Genomic DNA, 20198 nt, shown 5'->3' on the forward strand with positions numbered 1-20198 from the left:
AGTTGTAATATGAGGTTAATCCCTTGAGTGACATGGCGAAAAACCTAATTCTCTGGTTAGTCATCGCGGTAGTGTTGATGTCTGTATTCCAGAGCTTTGGGCCCAGCGAGTCGAATGGCCGTAGGGTGGATTACTCTACCTTCATGTCCGAACTGACCCAAGATCAGGTTCGCGAAGCGCGAATCAATGGACGTGAAATTAACGTTACCAAGAAAGACAGTAACAAATACACGACCTACATCCCTGTCAACGATCCTAAGTTGCTGGATACGTTGTTGACCAAGAATGTGAAAGTGGTTGGTGAACCGCCTGAAGAGCCGAGTTTGCTGGCTTCTATCTTTATTTCATGGTTCCCGATGCTGTTGCTGATCGGGGTCTGGATCTTCTTCATGCGTCAAATGCAGGGCGGCGGCGGCAAGGGCGCGATGTCCTTCGGCAAGAGCAAGGCCCGCATGCTGACGGAAGACCAGATCAAAACCACTTTTGCTGACGTTGCCGGCTGTGACGAAGCGAAAGACGAAGTAAGCGAACTGGTGGAATACCTGCGCGAGCCGAGCCGTTTCCAGAAGCTGGGAGGCAAGATCCCGAAAGGTGTGCTGATGGTTGGCCCGCCGGGGACAGGTAAAACCCTGCTGGCGAAAGCTATCGCCGGTGAGGCGAAAGTGCCGTTCTTCACCATTTCCGGTTCTGACTTCGTGGAAATGTTTGTGGGTGTCGGTGCTTCCCGTGTGCGTGACATGTTCGAGCAGGCGAAGAAAGCGGCACCGTGCATCATCTTTATCGATGAAATCGATGCCGTCGGTCGCCAGCGTGGTGCCGGCCTGGGCGGCGGTCATGACGAACGTGAGCAGACGCTGAACCAGATGCTGGTTGAGATGGACGGCTTTGAAGGCAACGAAGGTATCATCGTTATCGCTGCGACCAACCGTCCAGACGTGCTTGACCCGGCGTTGCTGCGTCCAGGCCGTTTCGACCGCCAGGTTGTGGTGGGCTTGCCGGACGTGCGTGGCCGTGAGCAGATCCTGAAAGTGCATTCACGCCGCGTGCCACTGGCACCCGATGTTGATGCTTCTGTACTGGCTCGTGGTACGCCTGGCTTCTCCGGTGCTGACCTGGCCAACCTGGTCAACGAAGCTGCGCTGTTTGCCGCACGTGGAAACAAACGTGTTGTGTCGATGGTGGAGTTCGAAAAAGCCAAAGACAAGATCATGATGGGTGCAGAACGTCGCTCCATGGTGATGACCGAAGCGCAGAAAGAGTCGACCGCGTATCACGAAGCTGGCCACGCCATTATTGGTCGCCTGGTTCCTGAGCACGATCCGGTGCATAAGGTCACGATTATTCCTCGTGGCCGTGCGTTGGGTGTGACCTTCTTCCTGCCGGAAGGGGATGCGATCAGCGCCAGCCGTCAGAAGCTGGAAAGCCAAATCTCTACTCTGTACGGCGGTCGTCTGGCTGAAGAGATCATTTACGGACCGGAAAAAGTCTCTACCGGTGCCTCGAACGACATTAAAGTGGCGACCTCGATTGCACGCAACATGGTGACCCAATGGGGCTTCTCCGAGAAGCTGGGGCCATTGCTGTATGCGGAAGAAGAGGGCGAAGTGTTCCTGGGCCGTTCAGTGGCCAAGGCGAAGCACATGTCGGACGAAACCGCGCGCATTATCGACCAGGAAGTTAAATCCCTGATTGAACGTAACTATGTGCGAGCGCGTTCGCTGTTGATGGAAAACATGGACATCCTGCATTCAATGAAGGACGCCCTGATGAAGTACGAAACCATCGACGCGCCGCAGATTGACGATCTGATGAACCGCAAAGACGTGCGTCCGCCAGCGGGTTGGGACGATGTGGGCAAGGGCAGCAATTCCGACAACGGTGGCACACCAAAAGCCCCGACGCCGGTTGATGAACCGCGCACACCAAACCCAGGCAATACCATGTCTGAACAGCTAGACAAGTAACTTTGGCTGTGTAATAACATCGAACCCCGGCATGCCGGGGTTTTTTATTGCCCGGCGGGCAGTGGACCAGGCAACAGTAAGGTGGATTAGCAATGCAGTTAACCGTGCGAGACATGACTCTCGATCTTTCCCATCCGCGGGTGATGGGGATCCTCAACGTGACCCCGGATTCTTTTTCTGACGGCGGCCAACACAACCAGCTCAATCAGGCTTTGCTGCACGCGCATGCGCTGATTTCGGCCGGTGCGACCATGATTGATGTGGGCGGCGAGTCGACCAGACCGGGAGCGGCTGAGGTCAGCGAAGACGAAGAGATCGCGCGCGTAGTCCCCGTCGTTGAAGCCATTGCCCGGCGTTTTGAAGTTTTTATCTCGGTGGATACTTCGAAAGCGGGGGTGATCCGCGAGTCGGCTCAGGCCGGTGCGCACCTGATCAACGACGTTCGCTCATTGCAGGAGCCGGGCGCATTGGCCGCTGCGGCGGAAAGCGGGTTGCCAGTGTGCCTGATGCACATGCAGGGCGAGCCACGAACCATGCAGCAGGCACCGCACTACGACGATCTTATTGGCGATGTGAACGCCTTTTTTCAGCATCATATCGAACGCTGTAATGCCGCCGGTATTACAAATCAGAAATTGCTGCTCGACCCCGGGTTCGGTTTCGGTAAGAATTTAGCGCACAATTATCAGCTTCTGGCCAGATTGTCTGAGTTTCATCACTTCGGCCTGCCGCTTTTGGTGGGAATGTCGCGTAAGTCGATGATTGGGCAACTGCTGAATGTCCCCCCTGATCAGCGGGTTATCGGCAGCGTAGCCTGTGCGGTTATCGCCGCCATGCAGGGAGCGCAGATTGTCAGAGTGCATGACGTTAAAGAAACCGTCGAGGCGATGCGTGTCGTCGAGGCAACCATTTCAGCTAAGGGATGATAGAGACATGAGCGAGCGCAAATATTTTGGTACCGACGGTATTCGTGGCAAGGTCGGTGAGAGTCCTATTACCCCTGATTTCGTTCTGAAACTGGGCTGGGCGGCGGGCAAGGTGCTGGCACGCCACGGTTCTCGTAAAATTATTATCGGCAAAGACACCCGTATCTCAGGTTACATGCTTGAGTCGGCATTGGAAGCCGGTCTTGCCGCGGCGGGGCTGTCTGCTTCCTTCACGGGGCCAATGCCGACGCCGGCGGTAGCCTATTTGACACGTACCTTCCGTGCGGAAGCCGGTATTGTAATCTCGGCTTCTCATAACCCTTTTTACGACAACGGCATTAAATTCTTCTCCATTGATGGCGCGAAGCTGCCGGACCATGTGGAAGAAGCCATTGAAGCCGAAATGGAAAAACCGCTGACCTGCGTAGAATCTTCCGAACTGGGTAAAGCGAGCCGGATCATCGATGCCGCCGGCCGTTACATCGAATTCTGTAAAGGCACCTTCCCGAGCGAACTGAGCCTGAAAGGCCTGAAAATTGTGGTGGACTGCGCCAACGGCGCGACCTATCACATTGCGCCGAGCGTGCTGCGTGAACTGGGTGCCACGGTGATTGCCATCGGCGTTGAACCGGACGGCATGAACATCAATGAAAAATGCGGTGCAACAGACGTTCGCCAACTGCAAGAGCGCGTGCTGCAGGAGAAAGCGCACGTCGGTCTGGCATTTGACGGTGACGGTGACCGGGTGATGATGGTTGATCACCTTGGCCACAAGGTCGACGGCGACCAGATCCTTTACATCATTGCCCGTGAAGGATTGCGTCAGGGCCAATTGCGCGGTGGTGCGGTAGGCACGCTGATGAGCAACATGGGGCTCGAACTGGCACTTAAGCAACTGGGCATTCCCTTCGCTCGCGCCAAAGTCGGTGACCGTTACGTACTTGAGAAGCTGCAGGAACTGGGATGGCGCATTGGTGCGGAAAACTCCGGCCATGTAATCCTGCTGGATAAAACTACCACCGGTGACGGCATCGTTGCCGGTCTGCAGGTACTGACGGCGATGGTCCGCAACAACATGAGCCTGCACGACCTGTGTAGCGGCATGAAATTACTGCCGCAGATCCTGGTCAATGTGCGCTTTGTCGGTGAACACAACCCACTGGAATCCGACGAGGTGCGTAAAATCACCGAGCAGGTCGAGGCTGAACTGGCCGGCCGCGGCCGCGTGCTGCTACGTAAATCCGGTACCGAACCGCTGATCCGCGTGATGGTGGAAGGCGAGGACGAGCAGCAAGTGACGGCATTGGCACATCGCATTGCCGACGCGGTGAAATCTGCGGGCTAACGCTTTTTTGATCGGTCCGGGGGCAACCGCTGCCCTCGGAAATCACAGCCTGCGAATTTTATTGGCGTTTTTTTCCGCAAACGCGCCGGTGGCTGCAAATTGCCCTTGCGTGGTTTGGCGCCTTTGGTTAGTATTCACACCCGCTTCAGTGGGCAGTTTGATATAACGCCTGCGACTTCTTAATAGAATTAGAAGCCTTTGGGGTGTGAAGCATTTGGCACGCGGTGAAGCCGCAAGGATACGGGTACAACTATGTACGAAGCTCTTCTGGTAATTTTCCTGCTGATCTCAATCGGGCTGGTTGCTCTGATTATGCTGCAGCAAGGTAAAGGCGCTGATATGGGAGCCTCATTCGGAGCAGGTGCTTCTGGCACATTGTTCGGTTCGAGCGGTTCCGGTAACTTCATGACCCGCATGACGGCTGTGCTGGCGACGCTGTTCTTCGTCATCAGTCTGATCCTGGGCAACCTGAGCACCAACCAGAGCAAGAAAGGCAGCGAGTGGGAAAACCTGGGTCAGCCAGTGAAATCTGAGCAGACTACCGCGCCGGCAGCACCAACCAAGCCGAGCAGCGATATCCCGCAGTAACAGAGTTTGAAAACGGTTGTTATTACCTCATTAAAATAACGGCCGTTAGCAGTAAGAATCAGTACCGAGGTGGTGGAATTGGTAGACACGCTACCTTGAGGTGGTAGTGCCCTAACGGGCTTGTGGGTTCGAGTCCCATCCTCGGTACCAAATCCCAGAGATAACTTGCAATTTTGCGATTATCGGCGTAATATTTGCCACGTTTTCGGACGCGGGGTGGAGCAGCCTGGTAGCTCGTCGGGCTCATAACCCGAAGGTCGTCGGTTCAAATCCGGCCCCCGCAACCACTTTCCTTTAAGTGTTTATTTTCAAATACACTTTTCGATTGAATTCCGCTTTTCTCGATCAACATTTGAAAATGACACTTGTTAGAAAGTTGCACCGAAGCCGCTTAGCGGCAAACAGGGTCCAGTTGCATAAAGCCCCGAATTTTCGGGGTTTTTTGTTATTTGGCAACAGAATCACTGGGCTATTAGGCCCTTTTTTTATGTCTTGGGGGTGGGCTTGTCCACATTAGAGCAAAAATTAACAGAGATGCTTTCGGCACCGGTAGAAGCGTTGGGCTTTGAACTTGTAGGCATCGAATTTATTCGTGCGCGCCAATCGACGCTCCGTATCTATATTGACAGTGAAAACGGCATCAATGTTGACGATTGCGCTGATGTCAGCCACCAGGTCAGCGCTGTATTGGACGTCGAAGAGCCAATCACAGTCGCTTACAACTTGGAAGTCTCCTCTCCTGGCCTTGATCGCCCGATGTTCACCGCCGAACACTATACTCGTTTCCTCGGTGATGAAGTCAGCTTGGTCCTGCGCATGGCCGTACAGAACCGTCGCAAATGGCAGGGCATTATCAAGTCTGTCGATGGCGAGATGATCACGGTTACTGTGGAAGGGAAAGATGAAGTGTTCGCGCTGAGCAATATCCAGAAAGCGAACCTGGTACCCCACTTTTAAAGTTTGGATGAGGCAACTAGGATGAATAAAGAGATTCTGGCTGTTGTTGAAGCTGTTTCCAATGAAAAATCCCTTCCGCGTGAGAAGATTTTCGAAGCGCTGGAAACCGCATTAGCCACCGCCACCAAGAAAAAATACGAGCAGGAAATCGAAGTTCGCGTCAGCATTGACCGCAAAACTGGCGATTTCGATACCTTCCGCCGTTGGGTCGCCGTAGATGAAGTGACTCAGCCAACGCGTGAAATCACGCTGGAAGCTGCGCAGTATGAAGAGCCAGGCATCGAGCTGGGCGGTTACATTGAAGATCAGATTGAATCTGTGACCTTCGACCGTATCACCACTCAAACCGCGAAGCAGGTTATCGTACAGAAAGTACGTGAAGCCGAGCGCGCTATGGTCGTTGATGCTTTCCGTCAGCACGAAGGTGAAATCGTCACCGGCGTGGTGAAGAAAGTTAACCGTGACAGCATCGCGCTGGATCTGGGCAGCAACGCCGAAGCGGTAATTGGCCGTGAAGACATGCTGCCGCGCGAAAACTTCCGTCCAGGCGACCGCATCCGCGGCATCCTGTACGCCGTTCGTCCCGAAGCCCGTGGTGCCCAGCTGTTCGTCAGCCGCTCCAGCGCCGAGATGCTGAAAGAACTGTTCCGCATCGAAGTACCGGAAATCGGCGAAGAAGTGATTGAAATTAAAGCGGCAGCCCGCGATCCAGGCTCCCGTGCGAAAATTGCAGTGAAAACCAACGACAAACGCATCGACCCGGTCGGCGCTTGCGTAGGTATGCGCGGTGCGCGCGTTCAGGCCGTTTCGAGCGAGCTCGGCGGTGAACGTATCGACATCATCCTGTGGGATGATAACCCTGCGCAGTTCGTCATCAACGCCATGGCGCCGGCAGACGTTGCCTCGATCGTGGTTGATGAAGATAATTGCACTATGGATATCGCCGTTGAAGCCAGCAATCTGGCACAGGCGATCGGCCGTAATGGCCAAAACGTGCGTTTGGCATCCCAGCTGTTAAAACAACACCGTGACGACGACCGTTGGGAACTGAACGTGATGACGGCGGACGATCTGCAGGCCAAGCACCAGGCCGAAGCTCATGCCGCCATTGATACCTTCACCAAGTATCTTGATATCGACGAAGATTTCGCCACCGTACTGGTTGAAGAAGGCTTCTCTACGCTGGAAGAATTGGCTTACGTGCCAATCAAAGAGCTGCTGGAAATCGACGGTCTGGATGAAGATATGGTTGAAGCGTTGCGCGATCGCGCCAAAGCTGCATTGACCACGCTGGCCCTGGCCCAAGAAGAAAGCCTGGGCGACCAAAAACCTGCTGACGATTTGCTCAACCTTCCGGGTCTTGAGCGCAGCATGGCCTTTAAACTGGCCGCGCGTGGGGTTTGTACGCTGGAAGATCTTGCCGAGCAGGGTGTTGACGATCTGGCTGATATTGAAGGGCTTAGCGATGAGCAAGCCGGCGAGCTGATTATGGCCGCACGTAATATCTGTTGGTTTGGCGACAACGCGTAATAAACTGTAGCAGGAAGGAACAGCATGACGACAGATGTAACCGTAAAATCGCTGGCAGCAGAGATTCAGACTCCAGTTGATCGCCTGGTACAGCAGTTTGCTGATGCAGGGATTAACAAGTCTGAGACAGACTCTGTAACCCAACATGAGAAAGAAGCCTTACTGGCGCACCTGAACCGTGAACACGGTAGCGCGCCTGGTAAGCTCACGTTGCTGCGCAAAACGCGCAGCACCTTGAATATTCCGAGCACCGGCGGTAAAAGTAAATCGGTGCAAATTGAGGTCCGCAAGAAACGCACTTATGTAAATCGCGATACGCCAGAAGCCCAACAGGCTGAAGCGGCAGAGCAGGCACAGCGTGAAGCGGAAGAGCAGGCACAGCGCGAAGCGGAAGAGCTAGCGAAACGCGAAGCAGAAGCGAAGCGCGCAGCCGAAGAGCAAGCCAAACGTGAGGCCGCGGAGATTGCTAAGCGTAATTCAGCGGAAAAAGAAAAAGTGACGAATCAACATACCGACGAAATGACCAAGCCAGCTCAGGCAGAAAAAGCACGCCGTGAAGCCGAAGCCGCTGAACTGAAACGTAAAGCGGAAGAGGAAGTGCGCCGTAAGGTCGAAGAAGACGCCAAACGCGTAGCGGAAGAAGCTCGCCGCATGGCAGAAGAGAACGGTGAGAAGTGGGCCGAAGCTGAAGCAGCAAGCGCTGCGGTTGAAACAGCCGATTACCACGTGACTACCTCTCAGCACGCCCGTGCCGCTGAAGACGAAAACGACGCTAAAGTTGAAGGCGAACGCCGCAGCCGCACCCGTGGCGGTAAAGCGACCAAGCAGAAGAAAGGCAACAAGCTTTCCGAGTCTAAAGCAGACCGTGAAGAAGCGCGCGCCGTTACCCGTGGCGGTAAAGGCAAGCGTAAGCCAAGCACTCTGCAGCAGGGCTTCAACAAGCCGGCTCAGGTGGTTAACCGCGACGTTATTATCGGCGAAACCATCACCGTAGCCGAACTGGCTAACAAAATGGCGGTTAAAGGCTCTCAGGTCATCAAAGCGATGATGAAGCTGGGCGCAATGGCCACCATCAACCAGGTCATCGATCAGGAAACCGCGCAGCTGGTTGCCGAAGAGATGGGCCACAAAGTTATCCTGCGTCGTGAGAACGAGCTGGAAGAAGCGCTGATGAGCGATCGTGATACCGGTGCAGCGGCTGAGCCACGTGCGCCAGTTGTGACCATCATGGGCCACGTCGACCACGGTAAAACTTCTTTGCTGGACTACATCCGCTCCACCAAGGTGGCAGCAGGCGAGGCCGGCGGTATTACCCAGCATATCGGTGCTTACCACGTAGAAACCGACAACGGCATGATCACCTTCCTGGATACCCCAGGCCACGCAGCCTTTACTTCAATGCGTGCCCGTGGTGCTCAGGCGACTGACATCGTTGTTCTGGTTGTTGCTGCCGACGACGGCGTAATGCCGCAAACCATCGAAGCTATCCAGCATGCGAAAGCAGCGCAGGTACCGTTGGTGGTTGCAGTGAACAAAATTGACAAGCCGGAAGCCGATCCGGATCGCGTTAAGCAAGAACTGTCCCAGTACGGCGTTATGCCGGAAGAGTGGGGCGGCGAAGCTCAGTTCGTTCACGTATCTGCGAAAGCCGGTACCGGTATCGACGAACTGCTGAACGCTATCCTGCTGCAGTCCGAAGTTCTCGAACTGAAAGCAGTACGCAGCGGCATGGCCAGCGGCGTAGTTATCGAATCCTTCCTGGATAAAGGTCGTGGTCCGGTTGCTACCGTGTTGGTACAGGAAGGTACGCTGAACAAAGGCGATATCGTTCTATGTGGCTTCGAATACGGCCGCGTGCGTGCGATGCGTGACGAACTGGGTCGCGAAGTGACCTCTGCGGGTCCTTCTATTCCGGTTGAGATCCTGGGCCTGTCCAGCGTTCCTGCCGCCGGTGATGAAGCGACCGTTGTGCGTGACGAGAAGAAAGCGCGTGAAGTTGCGCTGTACCGTCAAGGCAAGTTCCGCGAAGTTAAACTGGCGCGTCAGCAGAAATCTAAACTGGAAAACATGTTTGCGAACATGACCGACGGTGAAGTTTCTGAGCTGAACATCGTACTGAAATCCGACGTACAGGGTTCTTGTGAAGCCATCATGGATTCACTGTTGAAACTCTCTACCGACGAAGTGAAAGTGAAGATTGTTGGTTCTGGCGTAGGTGGTATCACTGAAACCGACGCAACGCTGGCAGCCGCTTCCAACGCCATCATCCTGGGCTTCAACGTCCGTGCCGACGCTTCTGCGCGCCGCGTGATTGAAGCAGAAAGCCTGGATCTGCGTTACTACTCCGTGATCTATAACTTGATCGACGAAGTGAAGCAGGCGATGAGCGGTATGTTGGCGCCTGAGTACAAGCAGCAGATCATCGGTCTGGCCGAAGTGCGTGACGTGTTCAAATCACCTAAATTCGGTGCTATTGCCGGTTGTATGGTTACCGAAGGTAACATCAAGCGTCACAACCCAATCCGCGTTCTGCGCGACAACGTGGTTATCTATGAAGGCGAGCTGGAATCCCTGCGCCGCTTCAAAGATGACGTTAACGAAGTCCGTAACGGCATGGAATGTGGTATCGGCGTTAAGAACTACAACGACGTGCGCGTCGGCGACATGATCGAAGTCTTCGAAATCATCGAGATCCAACGTACCATCGCTTAACGCTAGCACATCTGCTTAAGTCTTTTCTGGGGGGCCTTGTGCCCCCCGATTTGTCTGGAGAATCCATAATGGCAAAAGAATTCAGCCGCGGTCAGCGCGTGGCACAAGAGATGCAAAAAGAGATTGCTATCATTCTGCAGCGTGAAGTCAAAGATCCGCGTATCGGCATGGCTACCGTTTCTGGTGTAGAAGTTTCTCGCGATTTGGCCTATGCCAAAGTTTATGTCACCTTCCTGAACGTGTTGACCGAAAACCCGGATCCGGAACTGGTGCCAAACGGTATCAAAGCGCTGCAAGACGCTTCGGGCTACATCCGCACATTGCTGGGCAAAGCCATGCGTCTGCGTGTAGTACCTGAGCTGACCTTCGCTTACGACAACTCTCTGGTTGAAGGCATGCGCATGTCCAACCTGGTGACTAACGTAGTGAAGAACGACGCCGAACGCCGTTCCGCATCAGGCGATGACGAGGAGGCTTAATGAGTCGCCCTCGTCGCCGCGGCCGTGATATCCACGGCGTCCTGTTGCTGGACAAACCGCAGGGCCTGTCGTCTAACGACGCCCTGCAAAAAGTAAAACGCCTCTATAACGCCAACCGCGCGGGACACACCGGCGCGCTCGACCCGCTGGCGACCGGCATGCTGCCGATTTGCCTCGGTGAGGCGACCAAGTTCTCACAGTTCCTGCTCGACTCCGACAAACGCTATCGCGTTATTGCTCGACTGGGTCAGCGCACCGATACTTCGGACGCCGACGGCCAGATTGTGCAGGAACGTCCGGTGAACTTCACCCAGGCGCAGCTCGATGCGGCGCTGGACAGCTTCCGCGGCGATATCAAGCAGGTGCCTTCGATGTATTCGGCGCTGAAGTACCAGGGCAAGAAACTCTATGAGTATGCTCGTCAAGGTATCGAAGTTCCGCGCGAAGCACGCAGCATCACCGTTTACGATCTGCAGTTTATCCGCTGGGAAGGGGACGAACTGGAGCTGGAAATTCACTGTTCGAAAGGCACCTACATCCGCACCATTACCGACGACCTCGGTGAGCTGCTGGGGTGTGGCGCACACGTGATCTACCTGCGTCGTCTGCAGGTGGCGACCTATCCGATCGAAAGGATGGTCACGCTGGAACAGCTGAACGAATTGCTGGAGCAGGCACAGGCACAGGAAGTCGCGCCAGGCGAGCTGCTCGATCCTCTGCTGATGCCGATGGACAGCCCGGTGGAGAACTACCCGGAAGTGAATTTGCTGCCGGTAGTCGCGGGATACGTTAAGCAGGGGCAGCCCGTACAGGTTGCCGGTGCGCCGGCGTCGGGCATGGTACGTATCACCGAAGGTGAAGAGCGTAAATTTATCGGCGTGGGTGATATCGCCGATGACGGTCGTGTGGCGCCGCGCCGCCTGGTCGTCGAATATTTCGACTGAGGGCAGAAAACGCACTGCCTTGCGATCGCACTGCGCTAAGGGTAGAATGGCGCAGCTTATGCATTGGGTTGCTGAATTAGAGATCGGCGCCTGTATTTATTATCTATAATCTGGAGTATTACAATGTCTCTAAGTGTTGAAGCTAAAGCTAAAATCGTAGCTGATTTCGGTCGTGGTACTAACGACAGCGGTTCTTCCGAAGTTCAGGTTGCCCTGTTGACTGCGCAGATCAACCATCTGCAAGGCCACTTCTCAGAGCACAAAAAAGATCACCACAGCCGTCGTGGTCTGCTGCGTATGGTTTCTCAGCGTCGTAAGCTGCTGGACTACCTGAAGCGTAAAGATGTAGCACGTTACACCAGCCTGATCGAGCGTCTGGGTCTGCGTCGCTAATCTAGCGAGTTTCAGTGGAAAGGGGCCTATTTGGGCCCCTTTCTTCTAGGAAGCATAAGCAAATCAGGTTAATGTATTACTGATGTTTCCAAACAGGATCTTCCATTACAGAGGTTCGCGCGGCTAATGAGAGGCTTTGTCTCAGGCTTGAGATAAGGATTGTCATTAGTCGCGAGGATGTAGTGAGAAGGCAAATCGAGTCAATGGCGTGTCGAGTCGTCAATACGATTGCGCGCCTAATCTAAGGATATAATTTTGCTGACACCGATCATTCGCAAATTCCAGTATGGCCAGCATACCGTCACTATTGAGACCGGTATGATGGCTCGTCAAGCCACCGCCGCCGTGATGGTGAGCATGGATGACACCGCCGTATTCGTTACCGTAGTTGGCCAGAAAAAAGCCAAACCAGGCCAGAGCTTCTTCCCACTGACCGTTAACTATCAGGAGCGTACCTACGCTGCTGGTCGTATCCCGGGCAGCTTCTTCCGTCGTGAAGGCCGTCCGAGCGAAGGCGAAACTCTGACTTCCCGTCTGATTGACCGTCCGATCCGTCCACTGTTCCCGGACAGCTTCCTGAACGAAGTTCAGGTGATCGCGACCGTTGTTTCCGTAAACCCGCAGGTTAACCCGGACATCGTTGCGATGATCGGTGCCTCTGCAGCCCTGAGCCTGTCCGGTATTCCGTTCAATGGCCCAATCGGTGCTGCTCGCGTGGGTTACATCAACAGCCAGTACGTGCTGAACCCAACGACTGACGAGCTGAAAGAAAGCAGCCTGGACTTGGTGGTTGCCGGTACCGCAGGCGCAGTGCTGATGGTTGAATCCGAAGCTGACGTTCTGAGCGAAGATCAAATGCTGGGCGCGGTGGTCTTTGGCCACGAGCAACAGCAGATCGTTATCGAGAACATCAATTCCCTGGTTGCCGAAGCCGGCAAGCCTAAGTGGGATTGGCAGGCACCTGCAGTCAACGAAGCGCTGCACGCGCGCGTTGCTGAACTGGCTGAAGGCCGCCTGGGCGACGCTTATCACATCACCGAAAAACAAGAGCGTTACGCTCAGGTAGATGCGATCAAGAACAGCGTTGTTGAAACCCTGTTGGCACAGGACGAAACCCTGGACGCGTCTGAAATTCAGGACATCCTGGGCAGCGTTGAGAAAAACGTCGTTCGTAGCCGCGTGCTGCGTGGCGAGCCGCGTATCGACGGCCGTGAAAAAGACATGATCCGTGGTCTGGACGTGCGCACCGGCGTACTGCCGCGTACCCACGGTTCCGCACTGTTCACCCGTGGTGAAACTCAGGCTCTGGTTACTGCAACTCTGGGTACCGCACGTGATGCGCAGAACCTGGATGAGCTGATGGGCGAGAAGACCGACAGCTTCCTGTTCCACTACAACTTCCCTCCGTACTCCGTTGGTGAGACCGGGATGGTAGGTTCGCCTAAACGTCGTGAAATTGGTCACGGTCGCCTGGCGAAACGCGGCGTATTGGCTATGATGCCTAAAGCAGAAGATTTCCCGTACACGGTGCGTGTGGTTTCCGAAATCACCGAATCTAACGGTTCTTCTTCCATGGCTTCAGTCTGTGGCGCTTCTCTGGCGCTGATGGACGCTGGTGTGCCAATCAAAGCCGCCGTTGCGGGTATCGCAATGGGCCTGGTGAAAGAACAAGACAACTTTGTGGTTCTGTCCGACATTCTGGGTGACGAAGATCACCTGGGCGACATGGACTTCAAAGTAGCGGGTAGCCGTGACGGTATTACCGCGCTGCAGATGGACATTAAAATTGAAGGCATCACCCGCGAAATCATGCAGGTTGCACTGAACCAGGCCAAGGGCGCGCGTCTGCACATCCTGGGCGTGATGGAACAGGCTATCAGCACTCCGCGCGGCGATATCTCTCAGTTCGCACCACGTATTCACACTATCCGAATCAACCCGGACAAGATCAAAGACGTGATTGGTAAAGGCGGCTCTGTCATCCGTGCGTTGACCGAAGAGACCGGCACTACCATCGAAATCGAAGATGATGGTACAGTGAAAATCGCTGCTACCGACGGTGAGAAAGCGAAATTCGCTATTCGCCGCATCGAAGAGATCACTGCCGAGATCGAAGTGGGCCGTATTTACCAGGGTAAAGTTACCCGTATCGTTGATTTCGGCGCATTCGTGGCGATCGGTGGTGGTAAAGAAGGCCTGGTGCACATCTCTCAAATCGCAGACAAGCGCGTTGAGAAAGTGACCGACTATCTGCAGATGGGTCAGGAAGTACCGGTTAAGGTACTGGAAGTTGACCGTCAGGGCCGCGTGCGTCTGAGCATCAAAGAAGCGACCGCACCAGAAGCAGGTTCACCTGCGCCTGAAGCAGAATAACTGTATAGATAGATTTACAGCTCCCGGCCATGGGGTTGGGAGCTGTTCGTATCGCGCGGGTAGGATGCTTGCGTATTAGCAAACGGATGAAAGGATGTTCATCCAATGTTTGTCTTCGGGAGTGGGAAATGAAGCCTTTCTTGCGCTGGTGTTACGTTGCGACAGCACTCATGCTGGCAGGATGCAGCAACCATGATTGGCGTAAAGACGAAGTTTTGGCGATCCCGTTGCAGCCAACTCTGCAGCAGGAAGTGATCCTGGCGCGCATGGAACAAATACTTGCCAGCCGGGCACTGACGGACGATGAGCGTGCGCAGCTTTTATATGAGCGCGGTGTGCTGTATGATAGCCTCGGGCTACGTGCACTGGCGCGCAATGATTTCTCGCAAGCGCTGGCGATACGTCCTGATATGCCAGAAGTTTTCAACTACCTGGGCATTTACTTAACGCAGGCAGGCAATTTTGATGCTGCCTATGAAGCGTTTGATTCTGTACTAGAGCTTGATCCAACTTACAATTACGCGCGTTTAAACCGGGGCATCGCACTGTATTATGGCGGCCGCTTCCCGTTGGCGCAGGATGATCTGCAGGCGTTTTATCAAGACGACCCAAACGATCCCTTCCGTTCGTTGTGGCTTTATCTGGTGGAAAGAGAAATCGATCCCAAGAAGGCTGACGTAGCGCTCCAGCAGCGTTATGACAAAGCGAACCGAGGGCAATGGGGATGGAATATTGTCGAATTCTACCTGGGCAACATCAGTGAAAAAACGCTGATGGAAAGGCTCAAGGCAGATGCAACGGATAACACTTCGCTCGCTGAGCATCTCAGTGAAACTGACTTCTATTTAGGTAAGCATTACCTAAGTCTGGGGGACAAGGACACCGCTTCGGCGCTGTTCAAACTGACGGTCGCTAACAACGTTCATAACTTCGTTGAGCACCGCTATGCATTGTTGGAATTGGCGCTGTTAGGCCAAGAACAAGACGACCTATCGGAATCGGACCAGCAATAGCTGACGAACAACTATCAGCCTGATATACATTGGTTTTTTGCCAAAGTTATCGTCTTAACGGGCGAGGGCTTTTTTGTTCGTTTTATAATCTAATTTGAGCCGGTTCACACTTTTCAATGAAAATGACTGAAAATTTTCTCGACGAGTTATGTAGACTGGCTGCCATTATTAATGAGGCACGTGTACATGACTACTGAGCTTGAAACCTCTTTTGCTGACCTGGGGCTGTCTGCTCCGATCATTTCTGCCCTGACCGATCTGGGCTATGAAAAACCTTCACCGATCCAGGCTGAGTGTATTCCTCACCTGTTGAACGGCCGTGATGTGCTGGGCATGGCACAGACCGGTAGTGGTAAAACTGCAGCATTCTCGCTGCCACTGCTGCACAACCTTGACGCTTCCCTGAAAGCACCTCAGATCCTGGTGCTGGCACCGACCCGCGAACTGGCGGTTCAGGTTGCTGAAGCGATGACTGATTTCTCCAAACACATGCATGGCGTTAACGTCGTGGCCCTGTACGGCGGCCAGCGTTATGACGTGCAGCTGCGCGCTCTGCGTCAGGGCCCGCAAATCGTAGTAGGGACTCCAGGCCGTCTGCTGGACCACCTGAAGCGTGGCACCCTGAACCTCTCTAACCTGAGCGGTCTGGTGCTGGATGAAGCCGACGAAATGCTGCGCATGGGCTTTATCGAAGACGTAGAAACCATCATGGCAGAGATCCCGGCTGAACATCAGACCGCGCTGTTCTCCGCAACCATGCCGGAAGCGATCCGTCGCATTACCCGCCGCTTTATGAAAGAGCCGCAGGAAGTGCGCATCCAATCCAGCATTACTACCCGTCCGGACATCAGCCAGAGCTACTGGACTGTGCACGGCATGCGTAAAAACGAAGCGCTGGTGCGTTTCCTGGAAGCGGAAGACTTTGATGCGGCGATTATCTTCGTTCGTACCAAAAACGCGACTCTGGAAGTGGCTGAAGCGCTTGAGCGCAGCGGTTACAGCAGCGCAGCACTGAACGGCGACATGAACCAGGCACTGCGTGAGCAGACCCTGGAGCGCCTGAAAGATGGTCGTCTGGATATCCTGATCGCAACCGACGTTGCTGCTCGTGGCCTGGACGTTGAGCGTATCAGCCTGGTGGTAAACTATGACATCCCTATGGATTCAGAGTCTTACGTTCACCGTATCGGCCGTACCGGCCGTGCTGGTCGTGCCGGCCGTGCGCTGCTGTTCGTAGAAAACCGCGAACGCCGCCTGCTGCGCAACATCGAACGCACCATGAAGCTGACCATTCCAGAAGTTGAGCTGCCAAACGCAGAACTGCTGGGTGAGCGTCGTCTGGCCAAGTTCGCCGCTAAAGTACAGCAACAGCTGGAAAGCAGCGATCTGGACATGTACCGCGCACTGCTGGCTAAACTGCAGCCGGAAGAAGAGCTGGAAATGGAAACCCTGGCCGCAGCACTGCTGAAAATGGCACAGGGCGAACGTCCTCTGATCTTGCCACCGGATCCCGTGTTCAAACCACGTCAGCGTCGTGAATTCAACGACCGTGACGACCGCGGCAGCGACCGTCGTCGTGACGCACGTCCAGACAGCCGTGATGGTGGCGCAGATCGCCCACGTCGCGAGCGTCGTGACGTTGGCGAAATGCAGCTGTACCGCATTGAAGTGGGCCGTGATGACGGCGTTGAAGTTCGTCATATCGTTGGCGCGATCGCTAACGAAGGTGACATCAGCAGCCGTTACATCGGTAACATCAAGCTGTTTGCTGGTCACTCGACCATCGAACTGCCAAAAGGCATGCCGGGCGAGATCCTGTCTCACTTCACCCGTACTCGTATCCTGAACAAGCCGATGAACATGCAACTGCTGGGCGATGCACAGCCGCATGAACGTCGTGAGCGTCGCGAAGGCGGTGCTGGTGCAGGTAACGGCGAGCGTCGTGGCGGTGGTCGTCCATTCAACGGCGAACGTCGTGAAGGGGCAAACCCAGGCCGTCGTTCTTTCGGTGATCGTCGTGAAGGCGGTGCTGCTGCACCTGCCGGCAACGGTGGCGAACGTCGTGGCGGTAACTTCAACCGTGACGGCCAACGCGCCCCACGTCGTGATGACGCCGCTCCGGCTGCACCACGTCGCCGTTTCGGTGATGCATAACATCTGATTTGACCGCTTGCGGTTAATCGGACTAAGAAACCAGCCTTCGGGCTGGTTTTTTTATGCCTGAAATTCACCGTTAAATGGCACAAAATGGCGTATCATTTATAAGGTTTTTTCTTATGGATACTATGCACGGGAGATGCCATGAGTTGGCAGCAGTTCAAGTCTCAATACCTGGTGCGCTTTTGGGCACCTTTACCCGCGGTGATTGCCGCAGGGATCCTCTCTACCTACTACTTTGGTTTGACCGGTACCTTCTGGGCGGTAACCGGGGAATTTACCCGCTGGGGTGGCCATGTATTGCAGTGGTTCGGCCTGCACCCTGAGCAATGGGGCTACTTCAAGGTTATCGGCCTTGAGGGCACGCCGCTGCAGCGCATCGACGGCAGGATGATCATCGGCATGTTTGCTGGCTGTATCGCTGCCGCACTGTGGGCCAATAACGTCAAGCTGCGCCAGCCACAGCACCGCATTCGCATTGTGCAGGCGCTGTTGGGCGGCATTATCGCCGGCTTCGGTGCCCGTCTGGCGATGGGCTGCAACCTGGCGGCGTTCTTCACCGGTATTCCTCAATTCTCGCTGCACGCCTGGTTCTTCGCACTGGCGACCGCTGCTGGCTCCTACTTTGGCGCCAAATTTACCCTGCTGCCGATGTTCCGCCTCCCGGTGAAATTACAAAAGGTAAAAGCCGCCGCCCCGTTGACGCAAAAGCCGGAGCAGGCGCGCCGCCGCTTCCGTTTGGGCATGGTGATTTTCTGCCTGTCGGTAGCCTGGTCACTTTGGACGCTGTTCGATGCGCCGAAGCTGGGTATCGCCATGCTGTTCGGTATCGGTTTTGGCCTGCTGATTGAGCGTGCGCAGATCTGCTTCACCTCAGCCTTCCGCGATTTATGGATCACCGGGCGTACCCACATGGCGAAAGCGATCATTATCGGCATGGCGGTGAGCGCCATCGGTATTTTCAGCTATGTGCAGTTGGGTGTCGCGCCGAAAATCATGTGGGCCGGCCCCAATGCGGTTCTGGGCGGCCTGCTGTTTGGTTTCGGCATCGTGCTGGCCGGCGGCTGTGAAACCGGCTGGATGTACCGTGCGGTGGAAGGACAGGTGCACTATTGGTGGGTGGGGCTGGGTAACATCATCGGCGCGACCCTGCTGGCTTACTACTGGGATGACCTGGCCCCGGCGCTGGCCACAGATTACGACAAGATCAACCTGCTGGATACTTTCGGGCCGATCGGCGGCCTGCTGGTGACTTACCTGCTGCTGGCGTTAGCGTTTGCCGCCATGCTGTGGTGGGAGAAACGTTTTTTCCGCGCCAAACCCGATGCGCAGGTGGTTAATTTGAGGAGTGTGTCATGAAGCAAGCGGCGATAGTGCCAGATTATCGGTTGGATATGCTGGGTGAACCTTGTCCGTATCCGGCAGTGGCCACGCTGGAGGCGATGCCACAGTTGAAGCCGGGCGAGATCCTGGAAGTGATCAGCGACTGCCCGCAGTCGATCAACAACATTCCACTCGACGCGCGGAATCACGGTTACAAAGTGTTGGATATTCAGCAGGACGGGCCAACCATCTGCTATCTTATCCAGCGTTAACCGACGTGGGGCAGCGGTGTGCTGCCCCATTTTTGCATGGCGGACGTTGAGGGAAATGATTGCCCTGCGGCCCGCCGTTGACTTACCCTTTCGCCAGCGTGTCTTTTACTCCGGCGACAATCTCAAACGAATGCAACCGTGCCTGATGGTCAAAGATCTGGCCGTTAACCATGATCTCATCCGCACCGGTTTCGTTGAGCAACGTTTGCAGCCCGTGACGCACGGTATTTTCGTTACCGATGATCGACATGCGCAGTGCCTGATCAACCCCGTACTGTTCCCCGGCGGTCCATAGCGCGTGGATATTGTCCACCGGCGCCGGCAGTGGGCCTGGCGAACCACGACGCAGGTTGATGAACTGCTGCTGCATCGACGTAAACAGGAAGCGCGCATCGGCATCGCTGTCGGCGGCCACCACGTTGACGCACACCATCGCATGCGGCTGCTGGCACTGCTCGGAAGCTTTGAAGTTATCACGATACAACTTCAGCGCCTGGAACAGCATCTCCGGTGCAAAGTGAGAGGCGAAGGCGAACGGCAGGCCGAGCTGTGCCGCCAACTGCGCGCTGTACAAACTGGAACCGAGCAGCCAGAGAGGGACATGCAATCCTTGACCGGGTACCGCCTGAACCGGCTGGCCCGGTTGTGCATCGCAGAAGTAATGTTGCAGTTCCTGCACGTCGCGGGGGAAGTTATCCACCTCGCCGGACAGATGGCGGCGCAGTGCCATCATGGTGCGTTGATCGGTACCGGGTGCACGGCCGAGGCCCAAATCGATACGCCCGGGGTACAAAGACTCCAGCGTACCGAACTGCTCGGCGATCACCAGCGGCGCATGGTTAGGCAGCATCACGCCACCGGAACCAAGGCGAATGGTTTGGGTACCCGCGGCCAGATAACCCAGCAGTACCGAGGTGGCGGCACTGCCGATGCCGGTCATGTTGTGATGCTCTGCCAACCAATAGCGTTGATAACCCCATTTTTCGGCATGTTGTGCTAAATCTAAAGAAGCGTGAAACGCATCACGTGGTTTGGCCCCTTGTGGGATAGGGGATAAATCCAGTACCGAAACCGGTACCGCAGTTTTTTCAGTCATGGCATCGTCCATCAAAAGGTGATCGCTTAAAGGGCGATTGCAGAAGTCTGCAAACTACAAAGCATAATGTGCTTTTAGTGTTAAAAGCATAATCCAATTTATAGTTATAAAAGAGGATATATGTGC

17 protein-coding genes and 2 tRNA genes are annotated in these 20198 nt (G+C 55.0%); 18 read left to right on the top strand and 1 reads right to left on the bottom strand.

All coding sequences use genetic code 11. The features are described 5' to 3' along the window. Nucleotides 1–32 precede the first annotated feature (32 nt). From ftsH to yedF, 18 genes are all read left to right on the top strand, one after another. Nucleotides 33–1964 (top strand): ATP-dependent zinc metalloprotease FtsH, encoded by a 1932-nt coding sequence (gene ftsH, locus M2407_RS22540; RefSeq protein WP_041414147.1) that lies wholly within the window; start codon nucleotides 33–35, stop codon nucleotides 1962–1964. 92 nt (nucleotides 1965–2056) lie between these two features. Continuing rightward, a complete protein-coding gene (gene folP / locus M2407_RS22545) occupies nucleotides 2057–2890 on the top strand; it encodes a dihydropteroate synthase (RefSeq protein WP_020824949.1) in 834 nt (277 codons plus the stop codon). A gap of 7 nt (nucleotides 2891–2897) precedes the next feature. Further along, the gene (glmM, locus tag M2407_RS22550) at nucleotides 2898–4235 is read left to right on the top strand and encodes a phosphoglucosamine mutase (protein WP_130016090.1); all 1338 of its coding nucleotides are present in this window, start codon (nucleotides 2898–2900) and stop codon (nucleotides 4233–4235) included. Between the two features lie 252 nt (nucleotides 4236–4487). After that, nucleotides 4488–4823 carry a preprotein translocase subunit SecG gene (secG, locus tag M2407_RS22555; protein WP_020824951.1) on the top strand — a complete coding sequence of 112 codons (336 nt, stop codon included), beginning with the start codon at nucleotides 4488–4490 and terminating at the stop codon, nucleotides 4821–4823. Between the two features lie 63 nt (nucleotides 4824–4886). Continuing rightward, nucleotides 4887–4973, top strand: a tRNA-Leu gene (locus M2407_RS22560). Between the two features lie 60 nt (nucleotides 4974–5033). Then, nucleotides 5034–5110, top strand: a tRNA-Met gene (locus M2407_RS22565). A gap of 217 nt (nucleotides 5111–5327) precedes the next feature. Continuing rightward, nucleotides 5328–5780, top strand: coding sequence for a ribosome maturation factor RimP (gene rimP, locus M2407_RS22570; RefSeq protein WP_071827073.1), 453 nt, complete (start codon nucleotides 5328–5330; stop codon nucleotides 5778–5780). 21 nt (nucleotides 5781–5801) lie between these two features. Then, nucleotides 5802–7310 carry a transcription termination factor NusA gene (gene nusA, locus M2407_RS22575; protein WP_004952855.1) on the top strand — a complete coding sequence of 503 codons (1509 nt, stop codon included), beginning with the start codon at nucleotides 5802–5804 and terminating at the stop codon, nucleotides 7308–7310. 24 nt (nucleotides 7311–7334) lie between these two features. Further along, nucleotides 7335–10022 (top strand): translation initiation factor IF-2, encoded by a 2688-nt coding sequence (infB, locus tag M2407_RS22580; protein ID WP_259219909.1) that lies wholly within the window; start codon nucleotides 7335–7337, stop codon nucleotides 10020–10022. Between the two features lie 68 nt (nucleotides 10023–10090). Then, nucleotides 10091–10501 (top strand): 30S ribosome-binding factor RbfA, encoded by a 411-nt coding sequence (gene rbfA / locus M2407_RS22585; protein ID WP_020824954.1) that lies wholly within the window; start codon nucleotides 10091–10093, stop codon nucleotides 10499–10501. Beyond that, complete coding sequence (gene truB, locus M2407_RS22590; protein WP_020824955.1) at nucleotides 10501–11445, top strand: tRNA pseudouridine(55) synthase TruB; 945 nt, start codon at nucleotides 10501–10503, stop codon at nucleotides 11443–11445. The genes rbfA and truB overlap by 1 nt, the downstream gene beginning before the upstream one ends. Nucleotides 11446–11568: 123 nt before the next feature. Next, nucleotides 11569–11838: a 30S ribosomal protein S15 gene (gene rpsO, locus M2407_RS22595; protein WP_012004950.1), complete on the top strand. Its 270-nt coding sequence runs from the start codon at nucleotides 11569–11571 to the stop codon at nucleotides 11836–11838. A 255-nt stretch (nucleotides 11839–12093) separates the two neighbouring features. Beyond that, nucleotides 12094–14211, top strand: coding sequence for a polyribonucleotide nucleotidyltransferase (pnp, locus tag M2407_RS22600; protein ID WP_020824956.1), 2118 nt, complete (start codon nucleotides 12094–12096; stop codon nucleotides 14209–14211). A gap of 128 nt (nucleotides 14212–14339) precedes the next feature. Beyond that, nucleotides 14340–15224 (top strand): lipoprotein NlpI, encoded by an 885-nt coding sequence (gene nlpI, locus M2407_RS22605; RefSeq protein WP_012004952.1) that lies wholly within the window; start codon nucleotides 14340–14342, stop codon nucleotides 15222–15224. Between the two features lie 122 nt (nucleotides 15225–15346). Then, nucleotides 15347–15421 carry a protein YrbN gene (gene yrbN, locus M2407_RS26340; protein WP_223499600.1) on the top strand — a complete coding sequence of 25 codons (75 nt, stop codon included), beginning with the start codon at nucleotides 15347–15349 and terminating at the stop codon, nucleotides 15419–15421. Next, a complete protein-coding gene (locus M2407_RS22610) occupies nucleotides 15411–17378 on the top strand; it encodes a DEAD/DEAH family ATP-dependent RNA helicase (protein ID WP_020824957.1) in 1968 nt (655 codons plus the stop codon). Before yrbN ends, M2407_RS22610 begins: the two co-directional genes overlap by 11 nt. 147 nt (nucleotides 17379–17525) lie before the next feature. After that, entirely contained in the window at nucleotides 17526–18740 is a 1215-nt protein-coding gene (gene yedE, locus M2407_RS22615) for a selenium metabolism membrane protein YedE/FdhT (RefSeq protein WP_259219912.1), read from the top strand. After that, on the top strand, nucleotides 18737–18976 hold the full coding sequence (yedF, locus tag M2407_RS22620; protein ID WP_259219913.1) for a sulfurtransferase-like selenium metabolism protein YedF: 240 nt from the start codon (nucleotides 18737–18739) through the stop codon (nucleotides 18974–18976). Before yedE ends, yedF begins: the two co-directional genes overlap by 4 nt. Before the next feature lie 82 nt (nucleotides 18977–19058). Here the strand turns inward: yedF and M2407_RS22625 are convergent, their stop codons facing one another. Beyond that, a complete protein-coding gene (locus tag M2407_RS22625; RefSeq protein ID WP_170868569.1) occupies nucleotides 19059–20072 on the bottom strand; it encodes a luciferase-like monooxygenase in 1014 nt (337 codons plus the stop codon). Nucleotides 20073–20198 lie beyond the last annotated feature (126 nt).

This window comes from Serratia sp. BIGb0234, assembly GCF_024809915.1.
Taxonomy (GTDB): Bacteria; Pseudomonadota; Gammaproteobacteria; order Enterobacterales; family Enterobacteriaceae; genus Serratia; species Serratia liquefaciens.

What these genes read in the sequence shown, in the direction of transcription:
- ftsH (WP_041414147.1), top strand. Translation starts at nt 33, where the DNA reads ATGGCGAAAAACCTAATTCTCTGGTTAGTCATCGCGGTAGTGTTGATG.
- folP (WP_020824949.1), top strand. Translation starts at nt 2,057, where the DNA reads ATGCAGTTAACCGTGCGAGACATGACTCTCGATCTTTCCCATCCGCGG.
- glmM (WP_130016090.1), top strand. Translation starts at nt 2,898, where the DNA reads ATGAGCGAGCGCAAATATTTTGGTACCGACGGTATTCGTGGCAAGGTC.
- secG (WP_020824951.1), top strand. Translation starts at nt 4,488, where the DNA reads ATGTACGAAGCTCTTCTGGTAATTTTCCTGCTGATCTCAATCGGGCTG.
- nusA (WP_004952855.1), top strand. Translation starts at nt 5,802, where the DNA reads ATGAATAAAGAGATTCTGGCTGTTGTTGAAGCTGTTTCCAATGAAAAA.
- infB (WP_259219909.1), top strand. Translation starts at nt 7,335, where the DNA reads ATGACGACAGATGTAACCGTAAAATCGCTGGCAGCAGAGATTCAGACT.
- rbfA (WP_020824954.1), top strand. Translation starts at nt 10,091, where the DNA reads ATGGCAAAAGAATTCAGCCGCGGTCAGCGCGTGGCACAAGAGATGCAA.
- truB (WP_020824955.1), top strand. Translation starts at nt 10,501, where the DNA reads ATGAGTCGCCCTCGTCGCCGCGGCCGTGATATCCACGGCGTCCTGTTG.
- rpsO (WP_012004950.1), top strand. Translation starts at nt 11,569, where the DNA reads ATGTCTCTAAGTGTTGAAGCTAAAGCTAAAATCGTAGCTGATTTCGGT.
- nlpI (WP_012004952.1), top strand. Translation starts at nt 14,340, where the DNA reads ATGAAGCCTTTCTTGCGCTGGTGTTACGTTGCGACAGCACTCATGCTG.
- M2407_RS22610 (WP_020824957.1), top strand. Translation starts at nt 15,411, where the DNA reads ATGACTACTGAGCTTGAAACCTCTTTTGCTGACCTGGGGCTGTCTGCT.
- yedE (WP_259219912.1), top strand. Translation starts at nt 17,526, where the DNA reads ATGAGTTGGCAGCAGTTCAAGTCTCAATACCTGGTGCGCTTTTGGGCA.
- yedF (WP_259219913.1), top strand. Translation starts at nt 18,737, where the DNA reads ATGAAGCAAGCGGCGATAGTGCCAGATTATCGGTTGGATATGCTGGGT.
- M2407_RS22625 (WP_170868569.1), bottom strand. Translation starts at nt 20,072, where the DNA reads ATGACTGAAAAAACTGCGGTACCGGTTTCGGTACTGGATTTATCCCCT.